Genomic DNA, 24,386 nt, shown 5'->3' with positions numbered 1-24,386 from the left:
CGATGAGCCTTCCCAAACCCGACATCGCGACCACCGTCGTCATCACCGGCGCCTCGTCCGGCATCGGCGCCGAACTGGCGCGCGGCCTGGCCCGCCGTGGCTTCCCGCTGCTGCTGGTCGCCCGGCGCCGTGAGCGGCTCGACGATCTCGCCAACGAGGTGGGCGGGCAGTACTCGGTCGGCGTCGAGGTGCTGCCGCTGGACCTCGGCGACTCGAAGGCCCGTGCCCGGTTGGCCGGCCGGCTGCGCAGCGAATCGATCGCCGGGTTGTGCAACAGCGCGGGCTTCGGCACCAGCGGGGTCTTCCACGAGCTGCCGATGGAGCGCGAGAGCGAAGAGGTCACCCTCAACGCGCTGGCGCTGATGGAGCTGACGCACGCGACGCTGCCCGGCATGGTGTCGCGGGGGGCGGGCGCGGTGCTGAACATCGCGTCGATCGCGGGTTTTCAGCCGGTTCCCTACATGGCCGTCTACTCGGCGACCAAGGCGTTCGTGCAGACGTTCTCCGAGGCCGTGCACGAGGAGCTGCACGGCAGCGGGGTGTCGGTCACCTGTCTGTGTCCGGGGCCGGTGCCCACCGAGTGGGCCGAGATCGCCAACGCCGAGCGGTTCAGCATCCCGATCGCGCAGGTCTCGCCGCGGGACGTGGCCGAGGCGGCGATCGGCGGCATGCTCACCGGCCGTCGCACCGTGGTGCCGGGCGTGGTGCCCAAGGTGGTCAGCACGGGCGGCCGTTTCGCTCCGCGCAGCCTGCTGCTGCCGGGCATCCGGATCGGCAACCGGTTCCGCGGCGGGCCAAAGCGCTGAGTGTCGCCGAGCGCCACGCCAGCGTGGTGTTCGGTGCCGAGCGTCACGCCAGCGTGGGGTGGACGCGGGGGGAGCGAGGAGGAAACTCATGGCCGCCGTGGAGATGACCGCCGAGGTGCCGATGAGCCCGCAGCAGATGTGGGACCGGGTGTCCGACCTGTCGGAGCTGGGCGATTGGCTGGTGCTGCACGAGGCCTGGCGCGGTGAACTGCCCGACGAGCTGGGCGAGGGCACCCAGGTCGTCGGCGTGGCCCGCGCCAAGGGCTTTCGCAACCGGGTGACCTGGACGGTGACCACCTGGGAACCGCCGCACCGGGTGGCGATGACGGGCTCGGGCAAGGGCGGGACCAAGTACGCCGTCTCGCTGACCGTGCGGCCCACCGGCGACGGCTCCACCCTCGGCCTGCGGCTCGAGCTGGGCGGTCGGGCGCTGTTCGGGCCGGTCGGATCGGCCGCCGCGCGCGCCGTCAAGGGCGACGTGCAGAGGTCGCTGCGTAACTTCGTCGAGCTCTACGGATAAAACCCAACACACGGACCCGACACGCCCGAAACCCGTCGGTCCTCGGTCATAGACTGGCGTCCCTATGAACCACTCGTCCTTCGTGCACCTGCACAACCACACCGAGTATTCGATGCTGGACGGTGCCGCGAAGATCACCCCGATGCTCGCCGAGGTGGAACGGCTGGGCATGCCCGCGGTCGGGATGACCGACCACGGAAACATGTTCGGCGCCAGCGAGTTCTACAACGCCGCCACCAAGGCCGGGATCAAGCCGATCATCGGCGTGGAGGCCTACATCGCGCCGGGCTCCCGGTTCGACACCCGGCGGATCCTGTGGGGGGATCCCAGCCAGAAGGCCGACGACGTGTCCGGCAGCGGCTCCTACACCCACCTGACCATGGTGGCCGAGAACGCGGCCGGCCTGCGCAACCTGTTCAAGCTGTCCTCGCTGGCCTCGTTCGAGGGCCAGCTGGGCAAGTGGTCGCGGATGGACGCCGAGCTGATCGCCGAACACGCCGACGGCATCATCGCCACCACCGGCTGCCCCTCCGGGGAGGTGCAGACCCGGCTGCGGCTGGGCCAGGACCGCGAGGCGCTCGAGTCGGCGGCCAAGTGGCGCGAGATCTTCGGCGCCGACAACTTCTTCCTCGAGCTGATGGACCACGGCCTGTCCATCGAGCAGCGGGTCCGCGGCGGCCTGCTGGAGATCGGCCGCAAGCTGAACATCCCGCCGCTGGCCACCAACGACTGCCACTACGTCACCCGCGACGCCGCGCACAACCACGAGGCGCTGCTGTGCGTGCAGACCGGCAAGACGCTCTCGGACCCGAACCGGTTCAAGTTCGACGGCGACGGCTACTACCTCAAGTCGGCCGCCGAGATGCGCCAGATCTGGGACGCCGAGGTGCCCGGCGCGTGCGACTCCACCCTGTTGATCGCCGAACGGGTGCAGTCCTACGCGGAGGTGTGGACGCCGCGCGACCGGATGCCGGTCTTCCCGGTGCCCGAGGGTCACGACCAGGCCAGCTGGCTGCACCACGAGGTGATGGCCGGGCTGCGGCGGCGATTCCCGGACGGGGTCGGCCAGGACTACATCGACCGGGCCGAATACGAGATCAAGGTCATCTGCGACAAGGGTTTTCCGTCCTACTTCCTGATCGTCGCCGACCTGATCAACTACGCCCGCTCGGTCGACATCCGGGTGGGGCCCGGGCGTGGCTCGGCGGCCGGCTCCCTGGTGGCCTACGCGTTGGGCATCACCAACATCGACCCGATTCCGCACGGCCTGCTGTTCGAGCGGTTCCTCAACCCGGAGCGGCCGTCGGCGCCCGACATCGACATCGACTTCGACGACCGTCGCCGCGGCGAGATGGTGCGCTACGCCGCCGACAAGTGGGGCTCCGACCGGGTCGCCCAGGTCATCACCTTCGGCACCATCAAAACCAAAGCGGCGCTGAAGGATTCGGCGCGGATCCACTACGGTCAACCGGGCTTCGCGATCGCCGACCGGATCACCAAGGCGCTGCCGCCGCCGATCATGGCCAAGGACATCCCGCTGTCCGGCATCACCGACCCCAGCCATGAGCGGTACAAGGAAGCCGCCGAGGTGCGCGGCCTGATCGAGACCGACCCCGACGTGCGCACCATCTACCAGACCGCCCGCGGTCTGGAGGGTTTGATCCGCAACGCCGGCGTGCACGCGTGCGCGGTGATCATGAGCAGCGAGCCGCTGACCGAGGCCATCCCGCTGTGGAAGCGGCCGCAGGACGGGGCCATCATCACCGGCTGGGACTACCCGTCGTGTGAGGCCATCGGCCTGCTGAAGATGGACTTCCTGGGCCTGCGCAACCTGACGATCATCGGCGACGCCCTGGACAACATCAAGGCCAACCGGGGAATCGACCTCGACCTGGAGTCGGTGCCGCTGGACGACAAGGCCACCTACGAGCTGCTGGGGCGCGGCGACACCCTGGGCGTGTTCCAGCTCGACGGCGGGCCGATGCGCGATCTGCTGCGCCGCATGCAGCCCACCGAGTTCAACGACATCGTGGCGGTGCTGGCGCTGTATCGCCCCGGGCCGATGGGTATGAACGCCCACAACGACTACGCCGACCGCAAGAACGGCCGCCAGCCGATCAAGCCGATCCACCCCGAGCTTGAGGAGCCGCTGCGCGAAATCCTCGCCGAGACTTACGGATTGATCGTCTACCAAGAGCAGATCATGTTCATCGCCCAGAAGGTGGCCTCTTACACCATGGGTAAGGCCGATGCGCTGCGCAAGGCGATGGGCAAGAAGAAGCTCGAGGTGCTCGAGGCCGAGTACAAGGGCTTCTACGAGGGCATGACCGCCAACGGGTTCTCCGAGAAGGCGGTAAAAGCCTTGTGGGACACCATTCTTCCGTTCGCGGGGTATGCGTTCAACAAGTCGCACGCCGCCGGCTACGGGCTGGTGTCGTACTGGACCGCGTATCTGAAGGCCAACTACCCGGCCGAGTACATGGCGGGGCTGCTGACCTCGGTGGGCGACGACAAGGACAAGGCCGCGGTCTATCTGGCCGACTGCCGCAAGCTGGGCATCACGGTGTTGCCGCCGGACGTTAACGAGTCGCTGGTCAACTTCGCCTCGGTCGGCCAGGACATCCGCTTCGGGTTGGGCGCGGTGCGCAACGTCGGCGCCAACGTGGTCGGTTCGCTGATCAAGACCCGCGAAGAGAAGGGCAAGTTCACCGACTTCTCCGACTACCTGAACAAGATCGACATCTCGGCCTGCAACAAGAAGGTGACCGAGTCGCTGATCAAGGCCGGCGCGTTCGACTCGCTCAAGCACGCGCGCAAGGGCCTGTTCCTGGTACACACCGATGCGGTCGATTCGGTGCTGGGCACCAAGAAGGCCGAGGCGATGGGCCAGTTCGACCTGTTCGGCGGCGACGGCGGCTGCACCGAGTCGGTGTTCACCATCAAGGTGCCCGACGACGAGTGGGAGGACAAGCACAAGCTCGCGCTGGAGCGGGAGATGCTGGGGCTCTACGTGTCCGGGCATCCGCTCAACGGGGTGGCGCATCTGCTGGCCGCGCAGGTGGACACCCAGATCCCGGCCATCCTGGACGGCGACGTGCCCAACGAGACCCAGGTGCGAGTCGGCGGCATCCTGGCGTCGGTCAACCGGCGGGTCAACAAGAACGGGATGCCTTGGGCGTCAGCGCAATTGGAGGACCTCACCGGTGGCATCGAGGTGATGTTCTTCCCGCACGCCTACTCCACCTACGGCGCCGACATCGCCGACGACGCCGTGGTGCTGATCAACGCCAAGGTGGCGATCCGTGACGACCGGATCGCGCTGATCGCCAATGAGCTTGTGGTGCCGGACTTTTCCATTGCCCAGGTGGACCGGCCGCTGGCGGTCAGCCTGCCGACGCGGCAGTGCACCATCGACAAGGTCACCGCGCTCAAGCAGGTGCTGGCCCGTCACCCGGGAACCTCGCAGGTGCATTTGCGGCTGATCAGCGGCGACCGGATCACCACGTTGGAGCTGGACGCGTCGCTGCGGGTGACGCCGTCGCCGGCGTTGATGGGCGACCTCAAAGAGCTGCTCGGCCCCGGCTGCCTCGGCGGGTAGCGGGTCTTCGGCGCGCCGAGCGTGAAGTTAGTTTCACGCTCGGCCGCGACCGTGAAACTAACTTCACGCTCGCCGGGGGCAGGCGCGGGGCCGCCGCGCTCGCCGCGCCCCCGGCGCCTACATGGGCTGCACCCGCACGATGACGCTGTCCGGCCATACTCCGCGATCGCGGGCCCGGCGCAGCTTCTCGCGCAGGCACAGGTCCCGGTGCACGTTCGTCACGCCGGGAATCTTGAGCAGCGGCACGATATTCCACTGCCAGCCGTACCGCCGGTGCAGCAGGCGGTTGGCGCGCTCGGCGTCCGCGCCGGAAAGGATCGTGGCGCGCCCCGCCAGCGTCGTCGCGCCCGGGCGGACCCGGCCGCGGTAGTCGCAGGCCGCCAGCTCCACGCCGGCATGCGCGGCGAGCCGGCGGGTCTTGGGCCCGACCTTGGTGCGGAACAACACGCCGTCGTCGTCGACGGCGAACCAGATCGGGGTGTCGACGGGGCTGCCGTCGCGGCGGAAAGACCGCAGCAGCGCGTAGCGGTCGGTGTGCAACTCGGCGAAGGATCGATGCGGCATGGACCCAGTCAACGACTTAGAGTTAACTCTAAGTCAAGTACGAACCCGGGAGTCGCCCATGCTGACCATCGGCGAGGTCGCGCGCCGCAGCGGGGTCGCCGCGACCACCCTGCGCTACTACGAGCAGATCGGCCTGCTGCCCGCCCCGACCCGGCTGGGCGGGCAGCGCCGCTACGACGAGGCCGTGCTGTCCCGGCTCGAGGTGATCGCGCTGTGCAAGACCGCCGGCTTCGCGCTGGACGAGATCCAGCGCCTGTTCGCCGACGACGCGCCGGGACGCCCGGCCAGCCGCGCGCTGGCCCGGGCCAAACTCGCCCAGATCGACGCCCAGCTGGACTCGCTGACCCGGGCCCGCGCCGTCATCGAGTGGGGGATGCGGTGCACCTGCCCGTCGATCGACGCCTGCACCTGCGGCATTCACCCAACCCGGCCCGCACCCGTCGGCCCGGACGTACGCTCAGCCAGAAGGTTCTGATCCGGGGCAAGGAGAGCGGAAATGACGGCGGAACGTCCGGCCACCTTGTGCGAGGCATTCCAGCGCAACGCCGCGATCGACCCGGACGCGGTCGTGCTGCGCACCCCCGGGGCCACCCAGACATTGACCTGGCGAGAGCTCGCCGAGCAGGTCCGCAAGGTCGCCGCCGGGCTGGCGGGGCTGGGCGTGCGGCGCGGCGACACGGTGTCGCTGATGATGGCCAACCGGATCGAGTTCTACCCGCTGGAGATCGGCGCGCAACACCTTGGCGCCACGTCGTTTTCGGTGTACAACACGCTGCCGGCCGAGCAACTGACCTACCTGTTCGACAACGCCGGCACCAAAGTGGCGATCTGCGAACAGCAGTACGTCGACCGCATCCGGGCCAGTGGCGCGCCCGTCGAACACATCGTCTGCATCGACGGCGCCCCGCCGGGCACCATCTCCGTCGAGCAGCTGTATGCCGCCGCCCCAAGGGATTTCGACTTCGAGTCGACCTGGCGGTCGGTCCGGCCCGACGACGTCGTCACGCTCATCTACACCTCGGGAACCACCGGAAACCCCAAGGGCGTGGAGATGACCCACGCCAACCTGCTGTTCGAGTGCCACGCGCTCAACGCGGTGCTGCCGTCGAAATTCGGCGACCGGGTCACGTCGTATCTGCCGTCGGCGCACATCGCCGACCGCGCGATGGGGCTCTACGGCCTGGAGGTTTTCGGCGCGCAGGTGACCGTGGTCGACGACCCGCGCGCCATCGCCGCGGCGCTGCCCGACGTGCGACCCACGGTGTGGGCGGCGGTGCCGCGGATATGGGAAAAGCTCAAGGCGGGAATCGAATTCACCGTCGCCAACGAGCAGGACGAGGCCACCCGGGCGGCGCTGCAGTGGGCGATGTCGGTGGCCGCCCAACGCGCCGCGGCCTTGGTCGCCGGCGAGCAGATACCCGACGAGCTGGCCACCGAATGGGCGCGGGCCGACAAGTTGGTGCTCTCGAAACTGCGTGAGCGGCTGGGCTTCGGCGAACTGCGCTGGGCGGTGTCGGGGGCGGCCCCGATTCCCAAGGAGACGCTGGCGTTCTTCGCCGGCATCGGCATCCCGATCGCCGAGGTGTGGGGGATGTCGGAGCTGAGCTGTGTGGCGGCCGTCAGCCATCCCCGCGACGCGCGCCTGGGCTCGGTCGGCAAGTTGCTGCCCGGGCTGGAGGGCAAGATCGCCGACGACGGCGAGTTCCTGGTGCGCGGCCCGCTGGTGATGAAGGGCTACCGCAAGGAACCGGCGAAGACGGCCGAGGCCATCGACGCCGACGGCTGGTTGCACACCGGCGACATCCTGGAGGCCGACGCGCAGGGCTACCTGCGAGTGGTGGACCGCAAGAAGGAGCTGATCATCAACGCGGCCGGAAAGAACATGTCGCCGGCCAACATCGAGAACGCCATCCTGGCCGCCTGCCCGATGATCGGCGTGATGATCACCATCGGCGACGGGCGTCCGTACAACACCGCGCTGCTGGTTTTCGACGCCGACTCGGTGGGCCCGTACGCCGCCCGGCACGGGTTGTCCGACGCGTCGCCGGCCGCGCTGGCCGCCGACCCGGACGTCATCGCCCAGATCGCCGCCGGGGTGGCGGCGGGCAACGCCAAACTGTCGCGGGTGGAACAGATCAAACGGTTCCGCATCCTGCCCACGCTGTGGGAGCCCGGCGGCGACGAGATCACGCTGACGATGAAGCTCAAGCGCAAGCCGATCATGGCGAAATACGCCGAGGAGATCGAGCAGCTCTACGCCGATCCACCTCCGCCCGAGGTGCACGAGCCCGCCGCCGCCGCGGTGCAGCCCGTATGACCGGCGGGCCGGCCGGCAGCGCCCGCGAGATCGGTCGCGTCGGAATGCGAAAGCTGTTGCAGCGCACCGGCATTCTGGACGAAGCGACGTCGCCGCTGGCCACCGACCCGGCCGAGGTCGTGCAGTTGCTGGGCGCGCCCTGGTACGACGAGCGGCTGCGCAGCCTGGCCGGCGAGCTCGGCCGCGACCCGGCCGATGTGCGCGCCGAGGCCGCGGGCTACCTGCGCGAGATGGCGGCCTCGCTCGACGAGTCGGCGGTGGCGGCCTGGCGCGGGTTCAGTCGCTGGCTGATGCGGGCCTACGACGTGCTGATCGACGAGGACCAGATCGCGGCGCTGCGCAAGCTGGATCGCAAAGCCACACTGGCATTTGCCTTTTCGCATCGCTCGTACCTGGACGGCATGCTGCTGCCCGAGGTGATCCTGGCCAACCGGCTGTTCCCCGCGCTCACCTTCGGCGGGTCGAACCTGAACTTCTTCCCGATGGGCGCCTGGGCCAAGCGCACCGGGGCGATCTTCATCCGGCGCCAAACCAAGGACCTTCCCGTCTACCGCTTCGTGTTGCGCGCCTACGCCGCCCAGCTGGTGCAAAACCACGCCAACCTGAGCTGGTCCATCGAAGGCGGCCGCACCAGGACCGGCAAGCTGCGGCCCCCGGTGTTCGGGATCCTGCGCTACCTCGCCGACGCGGTCGACGAAATCGACGGCCCGGAAGTGTATTTGGTGCCGACCTCGATCGTGTACGACCAGCTGCACGAAGTGGAGGCCATGACCACCGAGGCCTACGGCGCGGCGAAACGGCCCGAGGATTTCCGCTTCCTGATCCGGCTCGCCCGCCAGCAGGGCACCCGGTTGGGCCGGGCGTATCTGGACTTCGGCGAGCCGCTGCCGCTGCGCAAGCGGCTCGAGGAGCTGCGGGCCGAGGAGTCGGGCAGCCAAACCGAGATCGAACGCATCGCCCTGGACGTCGAGCACCGCATCAACCGCGCCACGCCGGTCACCCCGACCGCGGTGGTCAGCCTGGCGCTGCTGGGCGCCGACCGGTCGCTGACCCTCAGCGAGGTGCTGGCCACCGTGCGACCGCTGGCCAGCTACATCGCCGCCCGCAACTGGGTGGTGGCCGGGGCGGCCGATCTGACCAACCGCTCCACCATCCGCTGGACCCTGCACCAACTGGTGGCCTCCGGCGTGGTCAACGTCTACGACGCCGGCACCGAGGCGGTGTGGGGGATCGGCACCGACCAGCACCTGGTCGCCGCCTTCTACCGCAACACCGCCATCCACATCCTGGTCGACCGGGCCATCGCCGAGACGGCGCTGCTGGCCGCCGTCGAAGTCTCCGAGACGTCCGGGGACGGATCGGTGCTGCCGGCGACGGTGCGCGACGAGGCGCTGAAACTGCGGGAGCTGCTCAAGTTCGAGTTCCTGTTCTCCGCCCGCGCCCAGTTCGAGAAGGAGCTCGCCGACGAGGTGCGGCTGATCGGGCCCGCCGAGGATCCGGTGGACACCGGCAAGGCCGCCGGTGCCGCCGTGGTGCGCGGGCTGCTGGAGCAGGCCGACCTGCTGCTGGCGCACCTGGTGTTGCGCCCGTTCCTGGACGCCTATCACATTGTCGCCGACCGGCTGGCCTGCTACGAGGACGATTCGTTCGACGAGCAGGCGTTTCTGGCGGAGTGCCTGCAGGTCGGCAAGCAGTGGGAGCTGCAGCGCCGAATCGCCAATGCCGAGTCGCGGTCGATGGAACTGTTCAAGACGGCACTGCGCCTGGCCCGGCACCGCGAGCTGGTCGACGGGTTCGAGGACCCGGATATCGCGCGACGGCGCCGGCAGTTCGCCGACGAGATCGCCACCGCCATCCGGCGCGTCAACACCATCGCGGAGCTGGCGCGGACGCGCTGAACCCGTTCGGCTCGCCGCGCCGCCCCGGGGTATAGCACGCAAGCACTCGACACGAAACGTTCACGTCCGGTCCCGATACTGTGCCGCGCGCGCCGACGCCCGGCGTGCGCTATGCCTGTAGGGGACCAGCGAGCCGGTGAAGCGAGGATCTGATGACGGAGCAGTCCGAGGGGCCGCAGCGCCCGTTGATCGGGTACATCACCCATGACATCGCGCCGCCGATCGCCCCCGCGCCGATCGGGCGCGCCTGGATGTCGCAGATGCGCCAGGGCTGGCCGCACCGATGCCTGCCGATGTTGATCGCAAACCAGAGCGGCTGGGAGGTGCGCAACCGCAGCGCCTTCACCGCGACGTGGATGGGCGGTGATGATCGCACCAGCCTGACGATCGTGCCCGACACCCGTGCCAGCGGTCAGTTTTTGCCGGACAGTCACTTCGGCTTCGGCATCCTGACCTGGCATCTGCCGATCCTGTTCCGCACCCCGCCGGGCTACAACCTGTTGGTCCGCGGACCGGCCAACCATCCCAAGGACGGGATATCGCCGTTGGAGGGCATCGTCGAAACCGATTGGTCCAGTTCGAGTTTCAGCATGAACTGGAAATTCACCCGGGAATTCATGCCGGTGCGGTTCGAGGTGGACGAGCCGATCTGCATGATCGTGCCGCAGCGGCGGGCCGAGCTGGAGGAGTTCGCCCCGGAACTGCGGCCGATCGAGTCCGACGAAGAACTGCACCGCAAGCACGAGTTCTTCCTGAGCTCGCGCGGCGCGCTGGGGCGCGAGCAGGAAGTGGCCGACGAGCGCGTGCCGTGGCAGGGCGACTACACCCGCGGCCGGCACAGCGACGGCGAACCCGGGGCGCCCGACCACCAGACCCGGCGCCGTCTGCGTTCGTTCGTCGCGCGCCCAGCCGTCGGGCCGCCCCACCCGGACCGCGCTTAAGGTTGGGTCATGCCGCTTTCAGGTGAATACGCACCCAGCCCGTGGGATTGGTCCCGCGAGCAAGCCGACAAGTACGTCGCATCGGGCGGGGCCGAGGCCGCCGACATGAAGGGCAAGCCCATCATCGTGCTGACCACGGTCGGCGCCAAGACCGGCAAGCTGCGCAGGACGCCGCTGATGCGGGTCGAGCACGACGGGCAGTACGCCGTGGTCGCCTCGCTCGGCGGGGCGCCGAAGAACCCGGTCTGGTACCACAACATCAAGAAGAACCCCCGGGTCGAACTGCAGGACGGCCCGGTCACCCGGGAGTACGACGCCCGGGAGGTGTTCGGCGACGAGAAGGCCGTCTGGTGGCAGCGGGCCGTCGAAGCCTGGCCCGACTACGCCGAATACCAGACCAAAACCGACCGCCAGATCCCGGTGTTCGTGCTGACCCCGGTCGCCTGAATTCCGTAGTTGACCAGCCCGCATGGCACCATTAGTCCGTGTCCGCCGAATTGAGTCAGTCCCCGAGCGTCGCGCCGCTTTCAGCGGCTGACATCGACGACGCGGCCAAGCGGATCGCCGCGGTGGTCACGCCGACCCCGTTGCAGTTCAGCGACCGGCTGTCGGCGATCACCGGCGCACAGGTCTACCTCAAGCGCGAGGACCTGCAGATCGTGCGCTCCTACAAGCTGCGCGGCGCCTACAACCTGCTGGTGCAGCTGTCCGAGACGGAGCTGGCCGCGGGCGTGGTGTGCTCGTCGGCGGGCAATCACGCCCAGGGGTTCGCCTACGCCTGCCGGATGTTGCAGGTGCACGGCCGCGTCTACGTGCCGGCCAAGACGCCGTTGCAGAAGCGGGACCGGATCCGCTACCACGGCGGGGAGTTCATCGAGCTGATCGTCGGCGGAACCACCTACGACCAGGCCGCCGAGGCGGCGCTGGCCGACGTGGCGAGCACCGGCGCCACCCTCGTCCCGCCCTATGACGATCTGCGCACCATCGCCGGCCAGGGCACCATCGCCGTCGAGCTGCTCGACCAGCTCGACACCGAGCCGGACCTGGTGGTGGTCCCGGTGGGCGGCGGCGGCTGCATCGCCGGCATCACCACCTACCTCGCCGAGCGCACCGACACCACCGCGGTGCTCGGCGTCGAGCCGGCCGGGGCCGCGGCGATGATGGCCGCCCTGGCGGCCGGCGAGCCGGTGACGCTGGACCACGTCGACCAGTTCGTCGACGGTGCCGCGGTGCGGCGGGCCGGTGACCTGACCTATGCCGCGCTGGCGGCCGCCGGCGACATGGTGTCGATCACCACGGTCGACGAGGGCGCGGTGTGCACCGCGATGCTCGACCTCTACCAGAACGAGGGCATCATCGCCGAGCCCGCGGGCGCGCTGTCGGTCACCGGGTTGCTGGAGGCCGACATCGAGCCCGGTTCGACGGTGGTCTGCCTGATCTCCGGCGGCAACAACGACGTGTCGCGCTACGGCGAGGTGCTGGAGCGGTCCCTGGTGCACCTGGGCCTCAAGCACTACTTCCTGGTCGACTTCCCGCAGGAGCCGGGCGCGCTGCGCCGGTTCCTCGACGAGGTGCTCGGCCCCAACGACGACATCACGCTGTTCGAGTATGTCAAGCGCAACAACCGGGAGACCGGCGAGGCGCTGGTGGGCATCCAGTTGGGGTCCTCGGCCGACCTGGACGGCCTGCTGGCCCGAATGCGGGCGACCGAGCTGCACGTCGAGACCCTGAAGCCGGGCTCGCCGGCCTACCGCTACCTGCTGCTCTAAATCCGATACATGCCCCCACCGTATGGACCCGGTCATGCCGGTTTCGGGCTGGTCAGCGCCGCTGTCCTCGCGTCGCTGGTGCTGCTGGGGTGGGCGGCCGTGTGGATCGCCCGGCGCGCCGACCCGTTGCAGCGGCTCTGGCAGCGGGCGACCCACAACGCCGTGGTCGATGAGGCGCTGGCCTGGCTGCGCGACCGGATCGGCGATCGGGGGCGGGCGCTGGCGCGCCGCTTTCCGGTGAGCGAGATCGCCGGTGTGGCATTGCTTCTCGGGCTCGCGGCGGTCGCGTTGCTGGCGGTCGGCTTCACCGAAGTGCTCGACGACGTGCTCGAGGGCGACGGCATCGCCGTCATCGACCACCCGGTGACCCGATGGCTCGCGGCCCACCGCGATCTGTGGCTGACCACCGTCCTGCAGGCGATCACCGTCGCGGGCGGCCCGCTGTTCCTGGCCGCGCTGGCCCTCCCGATCTCCGTGGTCGCCGCGTGGCGGTACCGGTCGTGGCGGCCCGTGCTGCTCGCGGTGGTGGCCGGCGCCGGGGTCCCGGTCATGCTGTTCACCGCCAAGGCGCTGGTGGGTCGCCATCGCCCTCCGCTGCCGTTCGCCCTCGTCGACGCCGACGGGTACTCGTTCCCCTCCGGGCACGCCACCGGCACCGCGGCGATGATGGCCATCTCGGCGTGGCTGCTCACCCGCTGGCTGATTCCCGGGTGGACCGGGCGGGTGCTGGTGTGGGCGCTCGCCATCGGCGCGGTCCTGCTGATCGGGTTCTCGCGGATCTACCTCGGCGTCCACTACCTCAGCGACGTGCTCTCCGGCTGGATGCTGGGCACGGCCTGGGCGTTCGCCGTCATGCTCGTCGGAACCTGGTGGGACAACACCCGCCCGGCCCGCGAGCGGCAACGGCAGGCGTGAGTCGCCGCTACCCGAGGTAGCCGGGCAGCGGAACGGCCGGGTCGAGGTCCGGCGCCGGCACCGGCGGGCCGGCGCTCAGCTGCAGCGGCACCACCCCGGCCCAGTGCGGCAGCGCGCGGTCCTGCGGATCGTCGACCGGCGGGCCGCTGCGCACCTTGGCCGACACCTCGGCCAGGTCGAGCGCGAGCACCCCGGTGGCGGCCAGTTCCCGGGCGTCGGGGGCCCGGCAGTCGGCGGCGCGCCCGGGCGCGATGTGATCGAGCAGGCTGCTCAGCGCCCGCGACTTCTCCGCCGGATCGTCGACCACCCGCGCGTCCCCCAGCACCACGACCGAGCGGAAGTTCACCGAGTGGTGCATCGCGGCGCGCGCCAGCACCAGGGCGTCGACCAGCGTGACGGTGACGCAGACCGGCAGTCCCGCCCCCGCGGCCGCGGCCGCCCTGGCCGCCAGCACCGGCCCGCCGCCCGTCGAACCGTGCAGGTACAGCGTCTCGCCGCGGCGCGCGTGCGTCGTCGGCAACACCACCGGGCGTCCGCCGCTCAGGTAGCCCAGATGGCAGATCAGCGCCTCGTCCAGGATGCGGTGGACGGTGCGGCGGTCGTAGCGCGCCCGTTCCCGGTAGCGGGTCGGCGTGCTGCGCGGCGTCGGCTGGTAGTCGGCTTCGGTCGACATACGATTTTGTCCTAGTACATAATCTGTTGCGTGGCGGTACAAAAGAGCATAACCGGGACGGGTGCGGAATCCATAGCCGCCAGCATCGAAGCGGCCATCTCGGCCGGCTCGCTGGCGCCCGGCGACGCACTGCCGCCGGTCCGCGAGCTGGCTGCGCGGCTCGGCGTGAACGCCAACACGGCCGCGGCGGCCTACCGCCTGCTGCGGCATCGGGGCGCGGTCGAGACCGCGGGCCGGCGCGGCACCCGGGTGCGGCACCGGCCGGCGACCACCCCGCGATCGCTGCTCGGGCTCGACGTCCCCGCCGGCGTGCGCGACCTGTCGACCGGCAACCCGCACCCCGCCCTGTTACCCCTCGCCGCCGCCGCGCCGGCCCGCCCGGCCTCCGGCCGCGCGGTCCTCTACGGCGAGCCGGCCATCTCGCCGGCGCTGGCGGAGTACGCCCGGGCCGCGCTGTCCGCCGACGGCGTGCCCGCCGATCACCTGGCGCTGACCAGCGGCGCGCTGGACGGCATCGAGCGCGCGCTGACCGCACATCTGCGTCCCGGTGATCGCGTCGCCGTCGAGGATCCGGGCTGGGCGAATCTCCTCGATCTGCTTGCCGCACTCGGGTTTTCGGCCGAGCCGGTGCGGGTCGACGACGCCGGGCCGCTGCCCGAGGACCTGGCCCGCGCGTTGGGCCGCGGAGCGCGGGCGCTGGTGCTGACCACGCGCGCGCAGAACCCGACCGGTGCCGCGCTGTCGGCGGAACGCGCCGCGGCGCTGCGAGATCTGTTGTCCGGGCGGGCCGACGACGTCCTGCTGGTCGAAGACGACCACTGCGCGGGCATTTCCGGTGCGGCCCTGCACCCCGTGGCCGGCTGCACCACGCATTGGGCGTTCGTCCGCTCGGCGTCCAAGGCCTACGGCCCCGACCTGCGGGTGGCGGTGCTGGCCGGCGACCAGCGCACCGTGGATCGGGTGCACGGCCGGTTGCGGCTCGGCCCGGGCTGGGTCAGCCACGTCCTGCAGCAGCTGGCCGTCGAATTATGGTCCGACACAGCGGCGTCCGAGCTCGTCGCGACGGCCGAGCGGCGCTATGCCGACCGCCGCCGCCGGCTGTGCGGCGCGCTGGCCGAGCGGGGTGTCGACGCGCACGGCCGGTCCGGGCTCAACGTGTGGGTTCGCGTTCCCGACGAGGCGGTCGCGGTATCCCGGTTGCTCGGCGCGGGCTGGGCGGCCGCGCCGGGTGCCCGGTTCCGGATGCAGACGCCGGCGGGCATCCGCATCACCATCGCCGACCTGACACCCGACGAGATCGAACCGCTCGCCGACGCCGTCGCACAGGCGGTGCGCCCCAGCGGGCGGCCCATCGTCTGACCGCGGATCAGGCGCCGTCGCCGGGCATGTCGATGCCGGGGCCCTTCCACAGCATCTCGATGCTGGCGTGCGGGGGTACGTCGTGGCGCACCGGGCGCCGGGCGCCGCGACGGTCCGGTTTGCACGAGCAGATCCGTCGCAGTCGGTGGCCGAATTCAGAATGACTCATGGCCGCATCATGCGGCGCGATGCCGCCCGCCCGCCATCAGTTATCCACAGGCTGCCCCGGCGTCGACAGAATCGCGAACGAATGGCCTTGCAACGCCGTGGTGTCAGCGTCGACCGTCGGCTCGTCCCAGGCCAGCATCAGCTCGCCGCCGACCGGGACCGTCACCGGCTCGGCACCCAGATTGCACACGATGCGCAGCCGGCCCCGGGCCAGCACGATCCAGCGCTGATCCTCGTCGTAGTCGACGGTGAGGTGCTCCAGCCACGGATCGGCGAGGTCGGGATCGTTGTGCCGCAACGCGATCAAGTCTCGGTACAGCCGGTGCAGGCGGGCGTGCTCGCCCGTGCCGACCTCGTCCCAGTTCAGCTTGGACCGGGCGAAGGTCTGCGGGTCCTGCGGGTCGGGGATCTCCCCCTTCTTTGAGGCGTCCCATCCGTGTTCGGCGAACTCGGTCTTGCGTCCCTCGGCGGTGGCCCGGGCCAGCTCCGGTTCGGGATGCGAGCTGAAAAACTGGAACGGGGTCGAGGCCCCATACTCCTCACCCATGAAAAGCATTGCGGTATACGGCGATAGGAGCGCCAGGACCGCTTTGACGGCCAGTTGCCCGGCGGTCAGGTTCTGCGACGGCCGATCGCCCAGGGCGCGATTGCCGACCTGGTCGTGGGTGCAGGTGTAGGCCAGCAGCCGGGTGGCCGGGATGCCGGTCTGCGCGGAGGTGTCCAGCGGCCGCCCGTGCCGGCGGCGCCGGAACGACGAGTACGTCGCCGCGTGGAAGTAGCCGTGCCGCAGCGTGTGCGCCAGCGTGGCGATGCTGCCGAAATCGGCGTAGTAGCCCTGGCGTTCGCCGGACACCGCGGTGTGGATGGCGTGATGAATGTCGTCGGCCCACTGCGCGGTCAGGCCGTAGCCGCCGCGTTCGCGCGCGGTGATCAGCCGCGGATCGTTGAGGTCGCTCTCGGCGATCAGCGACAGCGGACGGCCCAATTGTGTTGCCAACCAGTCTGTTTCGGTGGCCAGCTCCTCGAGGATGTGAATGGCGGTGGTGTCCACCAGCGCGTGCACGGCGTCCAGCCGCAGACCGTCGGCGTGGAAATCGCGCATCCAGCGCAGTGCGCATCCGATGATGTAGCGGCGCACCTCGTCGGAGTCGGCGTCGGCGATGTTGATGCCCTCGCCCCACGGGTTGCTCGCCGACGACAGGTAGGGGCCGAACCGCGGCAGGTAATTGCCGGACGGGCCGAGGTGGTTGAACACCGCGTCGATGAGTACGCCCAAACCCCTTGCGTGGCAGGCATCGACGAAGCGCACCAACCCGTCCGGGCCGCCGTAGGGTTCGTGCACGCTGTACCACAGCACCCCGTCGTAGCCCCAGCCGCGGGTACCGGCGAACGAGTTCACCGGCATCAGTTCGACGAAGTCGACTCCCAGGTCGACCAGATAGTCCAGCTTCTCGATGGCCGAGTCGAAGGTGCCGGCCGCGGTGAACGTGCCCAGGTGCAGCTCGTAGATCACCGCGCCGTGGGTCGAGCGGCCCGGCCAGGCGGAGTCCGTCCAGGTCGCGGCGGCCGGATCCCACAGCTGCGAGCGGGCGTGCACCCCTTCGGGTTGGCGCGGCGAACGCGGGTCGGGCAGCACGGTGGGGTCGTCGTCGAGCAGGAAGCCGTAGCGGGCATCCGGCGCGCAGGCCACCGCGGCGTGCCACCACCCGTCGTCGGTGCGTGACATGGCGTGCGGCCGGCCCTCGACGTCCAGTCGAACCCGCGCGGGTTTGGGTGCCCAGACCCGGAATTCGGTCTTCTGCTCAGTCATGGTGTCGCTCCAGCAGCACGACGGGCAGTTCGGCGAACAACTGCGCGGCCGACGTCGGCCCGTCCACGACGCTGCCGGTGAGGGCGTCCTTCCAGGTGCCGTCGGGCAGCGGCAACACCGTGTTGCCCCAACCTTTTTCGGCCAGCCGGACGGTCCAGCGGGTGACCGCCACCACGATGTCGGCGCCGCGGGTAAAGGCCAGCACGTGATCGCAGGCGTCCCCGTCGGCGAGCAGGGGGGCGTAGTCGCCGTGCAGGAAGGTATCCGGATGGGCCCGCCGCACCCGCAGGGCGGTGGTGACCACCCGGATCTTCGGATGCTCCAACGCCTGCAGCGCGGCGCGCCGCGCCCGGTAGTCGACTGGGCGGCGATTGTCCGGGTCGACCAGGCTGTCGTCCCACAGCTCGGTGCCCTGGTACACGTCCGGTATCCCGGGCACCGTCAGCGCCAGCAGCTTCTGGGCCAGCGCGTCGCTGGAGGCATGGGGATTGAGTTGGGCGACAAGCTCGGTCAGCTGCCCGGCGACCGGACCGTCCAGCACGGTGTCCAGCCACCGGTGCACCGCCTCCTCGAAGGCGGCGTCCGGGTCGTTCCACGAGGTGTGCCAGGCCGCTTCCCGGATGGCCTTCTCGGCGTAGCCGTGCAGCCGCTCGCGCAGCGCGGCGGTGACCTCGCCGGTGACCGGCCAGACGCCGAAGATGTTCTGCCACAGGAATTGTCCGGTCGCCGGGTCGGGGGAGGGGGCGGCGACCTCCCAGCGGGCGACGAACTCGGTCCACAGCGACGGCACCTGGGACAGCACCCCGATGCGGGCCCGGACATCCTCGCCGCGTTTGGTGTCATGGGTGGTCAGCGTCGTCATGGTGTGCGGCCACAGCCGGGCGCGGGTGGCGGCGCTGTGATGGAACTCGGCCGCGCCGACGCCGAAGCGGTGCGGCTCGCCGCCCACCTCGTTCAGCGACACCAGCCGGGCGTCGCGGTAGAACAGGCAGTCCTCGACGGCCTTGGCGGTGACGGCCCCGCAGAGTTGCTGCAGCCGGGTGGCCGGCTCACCGCCGCGGGCCAGCGCGGCGGCCAGCACCTGCAGCGCCGGGCCCAAGTGCGGTGCCGCGGACTGAGTTTCGGCCAGGGCGGTGGGCAGCAGTGCGACCAGGCCGGGGTAGTCGCAGCGGTACACCCCGATGTTGGTGAGCAGCGCGGCGATCGCCTCGGGCAGCAGCGGGTGATCGACGCCGGCGGCGGCCGCGATGCTGCGGCGCAACCGGCCCAGTTCGCTGGCCAGCGTGACCGTGGCGGCATGGATCTTGAGCTCGGCCAGCATCTTTGGCATCGCTTGGTAGTCGACGCCGGAGGAGTCCACCAGCGCGGTCAGCGCCGGGGCGCCGTTGGGATCCAGCAGTACGCCGCCGATTTCGCGCAGCACGTCGTAGCCGGTGGTGCCGGCGACCGGCAGGGTGGGCTCGAGCGCCTCGTCGACGGCCAGGATCTTCTCGATCACGATCCAGGCGTCCGGGCCGACGAGTTCGCGCAACCGGGCCAGATAGCCGCACGGATCGGACAGGCCGTCGGGGTGGTCGATGCGCACGCCGTCGACGAGCCCCTCGGCGAACCAGCGCCCGACCTCGGCGTGGGTGGCGTCGAACACCGCGGGGTCCTCCTGCCGCAACCCCGCCAGCGAGGTGATCGAGAAGAACCGGCGGTAGCCGCAGACGCCGTTGCGCCAGCCGACCAGCCGGTAGTGCTGGCGGTCGTGCACCTCGGGCCCGGTGCCGCCGGCGGTGCCCGGCGCGATCGGGAACGCCAGATCGCCCAGCCGCAACAGCTCCCCGTCCACCGTGAGGTCGGCGGCGTCGTCGTCGGAGCCCAGCACCGGCAGCACGATCCGGCCGTCCTCGTCGAGATCCCAGTCGACGTCGAAAAACGTTGCGTACGGCGAAGAATGGCCGTTTCGCAGCACATCCCACCACCACGGGTTCTGCCGGGGCGCGTCGATCCCGACGTGGTTGGGCACGATGTCGACGACCAGACCCATGCCGCGGGCCCGGGCCGCCACCGACAGCCGGGCCAGCCCGTCGCGGCCGCCGAGCTCGGCCGACACCGTGGTGGGATCGGTGACGTCATAGCCATGGCTGGACCCCGCGGTCGCGGTCATGATCGGGGACAGATACAGATGCGTCACCCCGAGGTCGTCCAGATAGTCCAGCAGGTGTTCCGCGTCGGCGAAGGTGAACGCGAACCCGCTGGACTCACCGCGCAGCTGCAGCCGGTAGCTGGATAGAACGGGTAAACCCATGCGTCACAACGTCTTACGCAATATCAGCAGCGAACGCGAGGGCAGCGTCAGCTCTTCTTCGGCGTGCACCACCAGCGGCTCGGCGCCTTCTTTGCGGCCGGTCGGTTCGTTGGTGTCCAGTTCCACCGTCCACTCTTTCGCGTAGTCGCCGCCCGGCATCACGAACTGCACCGGTTGCTCACCGGCGTTGAAGCACAACAGAAACGAGTCGTCGACCACCCGCTCGCCGCGGGCGTTGGGCGCGGTGATGGCGTCGCCGTTGAGGAAGACCGCCACGCATTTGTGGAAGCTCTGCCCCCAGTCCTCGTGCGTCATCTCCCGGCCGCCGGGTGTCAGCCAGGCGATGTCGCGCACCTCGTCGCCGCTGCGGATCGGTTCGCCCTCGAAGAACCGGCGCCGGCGGAACACCGGATGCTTGGTGCGCAACGTGGTGGCCCGGCGCGCGAACGCCAGCAGGTCGGAATTCTTGTCGACCAAAGACCAGTCCATCCAAGACAATTCGGAGTCCTGGCAGTAGACATTGTTGTTGCCGTTCTGGGTGCGGCCGAACTCGTCGCCGTGCGCGATCATCGGCGTGCCCTGGCTGACCATCAGGGTGGCCCAGAAGTTGCGCATCTGGCGGTAGCGCAGCTCGGTGATGTCGGGGTCGTCGGTGGGGCCTTCTACACCGCAGTTCCAGGATCGGTTGTGGCTTTCCCCGTCCCGGTTGTCCTCCCCGTTGGCCATGTTGTGCTTCTCGTTGTAGGACACCAGGTCGTTCAGCGTGAACCCGTCGTGCGCGGTGACGAAGTTGATGCTGGCGCTGGGACGGCGGCCGGTCGCCTCGTAGAGGTCCGACGACCCGGTCAGCCGGGACGCGAACTCGCCCAGGGTTGCGGGCTCACCCCGCCAGTAATCGCGCACAGTATCGCGATACTTCCCGTTCCATTCGGTCCACAAACCCGGAAAATTCCCGACCTGGTAGCCACCCTCGCCGACATCCCACGGCTCGGCGATCAGTTTGACCTGGCTGACGATCGGATCCTGCTGCACCAGATCGAAGAACGCGCTCAGCCGGTCGACGTCGTGCAGCTCGCGGGCAAGGGTGGCGGCCAGGTCGAAGCGGAATCCGTCCACGTGCATCTCGGTGACCCAGTAGCGCAGCGAGTCCATGATCAGCTGCAGCACGTGCGGGTGGCGCGGGTTGAGGCTGTTGCCGGTGCCGGTGTAGTCCTTGTAGCGCCGCAGGTCGGTGTCGACCAGCCGGTAGTAGGCGGCGTTGTCGATGCCGCGGAAGTTGATGGTCGGGCCCAGGTGGTTGCCTTCGGCGGTGTGGTTGTAGACCACGTCGAGGATGACCTCGATGCCGGCCTCGTGGAAGCTGCGCACCATGGACTTGAACTCCGCGACGCTGGAGTTGCGGTTGGCGGCGTACTGGTTGTGCGGGGCGAAGAAGCCGAATGTGTTGTAGCCCCAGTAGTTTCGAAGTCCCAGATCGAGCAGACGCGAGTCGTGCATGAATTGGTGCACCGGCATGAGCTCGATCGCGGTGACGTTGAGCGACTTGAGGTGGTCGATGATCGCCGGGTGCGCCAGCCCGGCGTAGGTGCCCCGCAGCTGCTCGGGGACGCTGGGGTGGGTCTGGGTCATGCCCTTGACGTGCGCCTCGTAGATGACGGTTTCGTGGTAGGGCGTCAGCGGGGCCCGGTCCGATCCCCAGTCGAAGAACGGGTTGCTCACCACGCTGGTCATGGTGTGGCCCAGCGAGTCGACCATGGGCGGGATCCCGGGGTCGGCGTCGTCGCCGCCGGCCGCGACGGCCTTGAGGTCATAGGAGAACAACGCCTGGCCGTAGGTGAAGTCGCCGTGAAAAGCCTTGCCGTACGGGTCGAGCAACAGCTTGCTGGGGTCGCAGCGGTGACCGGCCGACGGTTCGAACGGTCCGTAGACGCGAAACCCGTAGCGCTGACCGGGGTTGATGTTGGGCAGATAGGCGTGCCAGACGTAGCCGTCGACCTCGTCCAACGGAATCCGGGTCTCGGCGCCGCGGCTGTCGATCAGACACAACTCGACCTTCTCGGCGATCTCGGAGAACAGGGAGAAGTTCGTCCCGGCGCCGTCGTAGGACGCCCCCAGCGGGTAGGGGCTGCCCGGCCAGACGGTAGGCACCTCGGGTTGGTGAGTACCGCCGCCTGCTGCTGAAGCGGGTTCGTTGCTTGACACCTCTTGACCTTATCCGCGCCGCGCGGCGCTCACGAAGGTTGCGGCCGTGCTGCGGTGGGAAGCACGCGCGGGCCGCGTGGACATATTTCGGGGTATTTCGAGGCGGCAGAGCCGATTACGGGGCCGATTACCACCAACCGGTGCTCTCGGCGATCTGCCGGCCCAATTCGGGCGCCATGGTCCGCACATAGGTGGGCGACATGTGATGGGCCCCATGGTAGATCAGCACGTTTCCCTCCACCGGCCGGCACATGTCGGCCCGGCAGATCGCATCCGACATGTCGAGCACCTTGAGTTGCGGGAATTGCCCGACGAAGTCGAGGGTCTGGTTGCGCTCGGAGAGCACGTCGGATCGCTTGATGGCGCACGATTGGGCGGTGCTGCCGCGTTTGGCCAGGCAGTCCGCCGGGTCGAAGGGCTGGCCGTTTTTCACCAGCCACGGGGTGTCGCGCATCCCGAGGATGGGAATGTTGTTGTCGGACAACGTTTGCCAGATCCCGATGTAGGTCGCCGGCATCACGTCACCGGTCTTGATGTTCCACGGCCGGGTGGTGGTGGTGAAGACGTAGTCGGGCCGATCGGTGACCAGTTTGGTCATGGTGCGCTGCACCCACTCGCGGCACTGCGGGTAGGGGGCGTTGTTGCCCATGATCAGCGGGACCTGTTCGGTCGACAGCGGGCAGCCCATCTTCAGGTAGGTCACCACCTTGAAGTGGTGCAGCTTGCCGAGCATGTCCAGGGCCGGCAGCCAGTGCTCGGCGTGCGATCCGCCCGCCAGCGCGATGGTCCGGTCGGCGGTCACGTCGCCGTAGGTGCAGTTGACCACGGCCGGGTTGACGAAGTCGCTGATGCAGCCGTCCCGGGTGGAGGCGGGCAGGTCCTGCTTGACCTCCAGGACGGTGGGCCGCATCGGCAGCGTGGGCACCCGCACGTGTTCGGTGAGGGCCCGGGCGCCGGGATAGTCCTGCGGGTTGAGGACGCTGAGTTCCTTGCCGGCCGAGCGCAGCACGGTGACGTGCTGGCGCCAGGTGAACGAGGTCGCGGTCAGCGTCACACCGAGCAGCACGATCGCCGACCCCAGCGCCATCGTCGGCCGCGGCACCCGCGCCAGCCACGGCACCGTCGGCGCGGCGGGCCGGGGCGCCGGCCGCGCGGAGCCCCGGTGCCGCAGTGGGTCCTCGACCAGGCGGTTGGTCAGGTACGCCAGCACGCCGGACACCAGCAGCAATACCGTGCCCTCGACGAAGCCGGCGTGCTTGTGGCCGCTGTAGGACAGCCAGAAGATCAGCAGCGGCCAGTGCCACAGGTACAGCGAGTAGGCGATGGCGCCCAGCTCGACCAGCGGGCGGGTGGCCAGCAGCCGGTTCGGCAGCGGCAGGCGATCGCCGGCCAGGTTGGCGCCGACCAGGATCATCAGCATGGCGGCGCCGACCGGCACCAGCGCCCACGGCCCCGGGAACTCCTGCACCCCGTCGATCAGCGCCCCGCAGGACAGCACCGCGCCCAGCGCCACCGTCGCCAACAGCGTGCGCAACCACATCGGCCAGCGGATCCGCGGCACCAGCGCCCCGACCAGGGCGCCGAGCAGCAATTCCCAGCCCCGCGCGAAGCTGTCGTAGTAGGCGGCCGCCTGGTTCTGCTGATGCGCGACGATCGCGTAGCCGAACGAGGCCACCGTCAGCGCGGCCAGCACCACCAGGACCAGGGTGCGCAGCCGGGCGCCCAGGGGGCGGCCGAACAGGTAGGCCAGGCCGGCGATCAGCACCAGGAAGCTGACGTAGAACTGGCCCTGCACCGACATCGACCAGATGTGCTGCAGCGGGCTGACGGCCTCACCGGCCCGCAGGTAGTCCGACGCGGTGTTGGCCAGCTCCCAGTTCTGGTAGTAGCCGAGACTGGCCAGGCTCTGGTCGGCGAAGGTCTCCCAGCGCGTCTCCGGCTGCACCAGGATGGTCAGCACCGCGCAGCCGGCCAGCACCACCACCAGAGCCGGAACCAGGCGACGGACCAGCCGGATCACCTCGGCCACCGGCGAGAGCGCCACCGCGGGGTTCAGCGCGGCGCGAATGACCTTGCCGCCGAAGAAGAATCCGGACAGCGCCAGGAACACGTCGACGCCGCCGGAAACCCGGCCGAACCAGATGTGGAACACCGCGACCAGGGCGATGGCGATGCCGCGCAAGCCGTCGAGGTCGTAGCGGTAGAACCCGCGAGACCCCGGCGTGCGCGCTCCCGAGGTGCCCGGATCGGCGGCGGCGACCGGTGCTGGGGACGGGGACGGGGTCTGCATGATCGACCGCTAATTTACCGAAAACCCGCCACCGACTCCTGACGCGCGCGCGGCGGGGGAGCAGGTGGCGGGTGTCGGACGGGCGCGCAGGGTCCGGGACTACCGGGTGAGCCCGGCGCCCGCCGGCTGCAGTGGCGACTGCTGGACCGGCAGCTGCTGCAGCGGTGACTGCTGGGTCGGCAGCTGTTGCAGCGGCGCCTGCTGGGTCGGCGCCAGCTGCAGGGGTGCCTGCTGGGGCGCTTGCTGGGTGGGCAGCTGCTGCC

General features: G+C 69.7%; 18 protein-coding genes. 11 read left to right on the top strand and 7 right to left on the bottom strand.

Annotated elements, in window-relative coordinates; genetic code table 11:
- Positions 1 to 2: 2 nt before the first annotated feature.
- The 3 genes from NF20_RS08540 (at position 3) to dnaE (ending at position 4,924) form a co-directional block, all read left to right on the top strand.
- Entirely contained in the window at positions 3 to 806 is an 804-nt protein-coding gene (locus tag NF20_RS08540) for an SDR family NAD(P)-dependent oxidoreductase (protein ID WP_003877701.1), read from the top strand.
- Between the two features lie 88 nt (positions 807 to 894).
- Complete coding sequence (locus NF20_RS08535; protein WP_003876166.1) at positions 895 to 1,326, top strand: SRPBCC family protein; 432 nt, start codon at positions 895 to 897, stop codon at positions 1,324 to 1,326.
- 64 nt (positions 1,327 to 1,390) lie between these two features.
- Positions 1,391 to 4,924: a DNA polymerase III subunit alpha gene (gene dnaE, locus NF20_RS08530; RefSeq protein ID WP_011725338.1), complete on the top strand. Its 3,534-nt coding sequence runs from the start codon at positions 1,391 to 1,393 to the stop codon at positions 4,922 to 4,924.
- 117 nt (positions 4,925 to 5,041) lie between these two features.
- Here the strand turns inward: dnaE and NF20_RS08525 are convergent, their stop codons facing one another.
- On the bottom strand, positions 5,042 to 5,488 hold the full coding sequence (locus NF20_RS08525) for a PPOX class F420-dependent oxidoreductase (protein ID WP_011725337.1): 447 nt from the start codon (positions 5,486 to 5,488) through the stop codon (positions 5,042 to 5,044).
- Positions 5,489 to 5,546: 58 nt separating this feature from the next.
- On the opposite strand from NF20_RS08525, the gene NF20_RS08520 reads away from it, so the two are divergent.
- The 7 genes from NF20_RS08520 to NF20_RS08490 all read left to right on the top strand — a co-directional run bounded on the left by NF20_RS08520 (position 5,547) and on the right by NF20_RS08490 (position 13,328).
- Positions 5,547 to 5,963 carry a helix-turn-helix domain-containing protein gene (locus NF20_RS08520; protein ID WP_011725336.1) on the top strand — a complete coding sequence of 139 codons (417 nt, stop codon included), beginning with the start codon at positions 5,547 to 5,549 and terminating at the stop codon, positions 5,961 to 5,963.
- A gap of 21 nt (positions 5,964 to 5,984) precedes the next feature.
- Positions 5,985 to 7,805 (top strand): fatty acid--CoA ligase FadD11, encoded by a 1,821-nt coding sequence (gene fadD11, locus NF20_RS08515; protein WP_011725335.1) that lies wholly within the window; start codon positions 5,985 to 5,987, stop codon positions 7,803 to 7,805.
- Positions 7,802 to 9,703 (top strand): lysophospholipid acyltransferase, encoded by a 1,902-nt coding sequence (locus NF20_RS08510; protein WP_011725334.1) that lies wholly within the window; start codon positions 7,802 to 7,804, stop codon positions 9,701 to 9,703. Before fadD11 ends, NF20_RS08510 begins: the two co-directional genes overlap by 4 nt.
- Positions 9,704 to 9,855: 152 nt before the next feature.
- Positions 9,856 to 10,644, top strand: a complete 789-nt coding sequence (locus tag NF20_RS08505) for a DUF6065 family protein (protein ID WP_009977439.1) — start codon at positions 9,856 to 9,858, stop codon at positions 10,642 to 10,644.
- A 9-nt stretch (positions 10,645 to 10,653) separates the two neighbouring features.
- Positions 10,654 to 11,091 (top strand): nitroreductase family deazaflavin-dependent oxidoreductase, encoded by a 438-nt coding sequence (locus NF20_RS08500; RefSeq protein ID WP_011725333.1) that lies wholly within the window; start codon positions 10,654 to 10,656, stop codon positions 11,089 to 11,091.
- Positions 11,092 to 11,129: 38 nt separating this feature from the next.
- Positions 11,130 to 12,413: a threonine ammonia-lyase gene (gene ilvA / locus NF20_RS08495; protein ID WP_003876174.1), complete on the top strand. Its 1,284-nt coding sequence runs from the start codon at positions 11,130 to 11,132 to the stop codon at positions 12,411 to 12,413.
- 9 nt (positions 12,414 to 12,422) lie between these two features.
- The gene (locus NF20_RS08490; RefSeq protein ID WP_011725332.1) at positions 12,423 to 13,328 is read left to right on the top strand and encodes a phosphatase PAP2 family protein; all 906 of its coding nucleotides are present in this window, start codon (positions 12,423 to 12,425) and stop codon (positions 13,326 to 13,328) included.
- Between the two features lie 7 nt (positions 13,329 to 13,335).
- On the opposite strand, the gene NF20_RS08485 is transcribed toward NF20_RS08490, so the two are convergent.
- Positions 13,336 to 14,001 (bottom strand): pyridoxamine 5'-phosphate oxidase family protein, encoded by a 666-nt coding sequence (locus NF20_RS08485; protein ID WP_011725331.1) that lies wholly within the window; start codon positions 13,999 to 14,001, stop codon positions 13,336 to 13,338.
- A 30-nt stretch (positions 14,002 to 14,031) separates the two neighbouring features.
- Between NF20_RS08485 and NF20_RS08480 the strand changes: the two genes are divergently transcribed.
- Entirely contained in the window at positions 14,032 to 15,360 is a 1,329-nt protein-coding gene (locus NF20_RS08480; protein ID WP_011725330.1) for an aminotransferase class I/II-fold pyridoxal phosphate-dependent enzyme, read from the top strand.
- A gap of 7 nt (positions 15,361 to 15,367) precedes the next feature.
- Here NF20_RS08480 and NF20_RS27620 read toward each other — a convergent pair whose 3' ends face one another.
- The 5 genes from NF20_RS27620 to NF20_RS08460 form a co-directional block, all read right to left on the bottom strand.
- Entirely contained in the window at positions 15,368 to 15,529 is a 162-nt protein-coding gene (locus NF20_RS27620) for a hypothetical protein (RefSeq protein ID WP_009977430.1), read from the bottom strand.
- Between the two features lie 36 nt (positions 15,530 to 15,565).
- The gene (treZ, locus tag NF20_RS08475) at positions 15,566 to 17,338 is read right to left on the bottom strand and encodes a malto-oligosyltrehalose trehalohydrolase (RefSeq protein ID WP_011725329.1); all 1,773 of its coding nucleotides are present in this window, start codon (positions 17,336 to 17,338) and stop codon (positions 15,566 to 15,568) included.
- A complete protein-coding gene (gene treY / locus NF20_RS08470) occupies positions 17,331 to 19,631 on the bottom strand; it encodes a malto-oligosyltrehalose synthase (RefSeq protein WP_009977427.1) in 2,301 nt (766 codons plus the stop codon). Before treY ends, treZ begins: the two co-directional genes overlap by 8 nt.
- 3 nt (positions 19,632 to 19,634) lie before the next feature.
- Positions 19,635 to 21,833: a glycogen debranching protein GlgX gene (gene glgX, locus NF20_RS08465; protein ID WP_011725328.1), complete on the bottom strand. Its 2,199-nt coding sequence runs from the start codon at positions 21,831 to 21,833 to the stop codon at positions 19,635 to 19,637.
- A gap of 127 nt (positions 21,834 to 21,960) precedes the next feature.
- On the bottom strand, positions 21,961 to 24,123 hold the full coding sequence (locus NF20_RS08460; protein ID WP_011725327.1) for an acyltransferase family protein: 2,163 nt from the start codon (positions 24,121 to 24,123) through the stop codon (positions 21,961 to 21,963).
- Positions 24,124 to 24,386 lie beyond the last annotated feature (263 nt).

Source organism: Mycobacterium sp. MAC_080597_8934, assembly GCF_000523975.1.
In the GTDB taxonomy this organism is placed as follows: Bacteria; Actinomycetota; Actinomycetes; order Mycobacteriales; family Mycobacteriaceae; genus Mycobacterium; species Mycobacterium avium.
Note: the sequence above shows the minus strand (reverse complement) of the source record. Positions and strands in the feature narration are given on the sequence as shown.

Bases quoted from the DNA above. Each gene is read 5' to 3' on its own strand.
- NF20_RS08510 (WP_011725334.1), top strand. From the start codon at position 7,802: ATGACCGGCGGGCCGGCCGGCAGCGCCCGCGAGATCGGTCGCGTCGGA.
- NF20_RS08535 (WP_003876166.1), top strand. From the start codon at position 895: ATGGCCGCCGTGGAGATGACCGCCGAGGTGCCGATGAGCCCGCAGCAG.
- NF20_RS08525 (WP_011725337.1), bottom strand. From the start codon at position 5,488: ATGCCGCATCGATCCTTCGCCGAGTTGCACACCGACCGCTACGCGCTG.
- NF20_RS08485 (WP_011725331.1), bottom strand. From the start codon at position 14,001: ATGTCGACCGAAGCCGACTACCAGCCGACGCCGCGCAGCACGCCGACC.
- NF20_RS08500 (WP_011725333.1), top strand. From the start codon at position 10,654: ATGCCGCTTTCAGGTGAATACGCACCCAGCCCGTGGGATTGGTCCCGC.
- NF20_RS08490 (WP_011725332.1), top strand. From the start codon at position 12,423: ATGCCCCCACCGTATGGACCCGGTCATGCCGGTTTCGGGCTGGTCAGC.
- dnaE (WP_011725338.1), top strand. From the start codon at position 1,391: ATGAACCACTCGTCCTTCGTGCACCTGCACAACCACACCGAGTATTCG.
- NF20_RS08505 (WP_009977439.1), top strand. From the start codon at position 9,856: ATGACGGAGCAGTCCGAGGGGCCGCAGCGCCCGTTGATCGGGTACATC.
- fadD11 (WP_011725335.1), top strand. From the start codon at position 5,985: ATGACGGCGGAACGTCCGGCCACCTTGTGCGAGGCATTCCAGCGCAAC.
- NF20_RS08520 (WP_011725336.1), top strand. From the start codon at position 5,547: ATGCTGACCATCGGCGAGGTCGCGCGCCGCAGCGGGGTCGCCGCGACC.
- treZ (WP_011725329.1), bottom strand. From the start codon at position 17,338: ATGACTGAGCAGAAGACCGAATTCCGGGTCTGGGCACCCAAACCCGCG.
- treY (WP_009977427.1), bottom strand. From the start codon at position 19,631: ATGGGTTTACCCGTTCTATCCAGCTACCGGCTGCAGCTGCGCGGTGAG.
- NF20_RS27620 (WP_009977430.1), bottom strand. From the start codon at position 15,529: ATGAGTCATTCTGAATTCGGCCACCGACTGCGACGGATCTGCTCGTGC.
- NF20_RS08460 (WP_011725327.1), bottom strand. From the start codon at position 24,123: ATGCAGACCCCGTCCCCGTCCCCAGCACCGGTCGCCGCCGCCGATCCG.
- NF20_RS08540 (WP_003877701.1), top strand. From the start codon at position 3: ATGAGCCTTCCCAAACCCGACATCGCGACCACCGTCGTCATCACCGGC.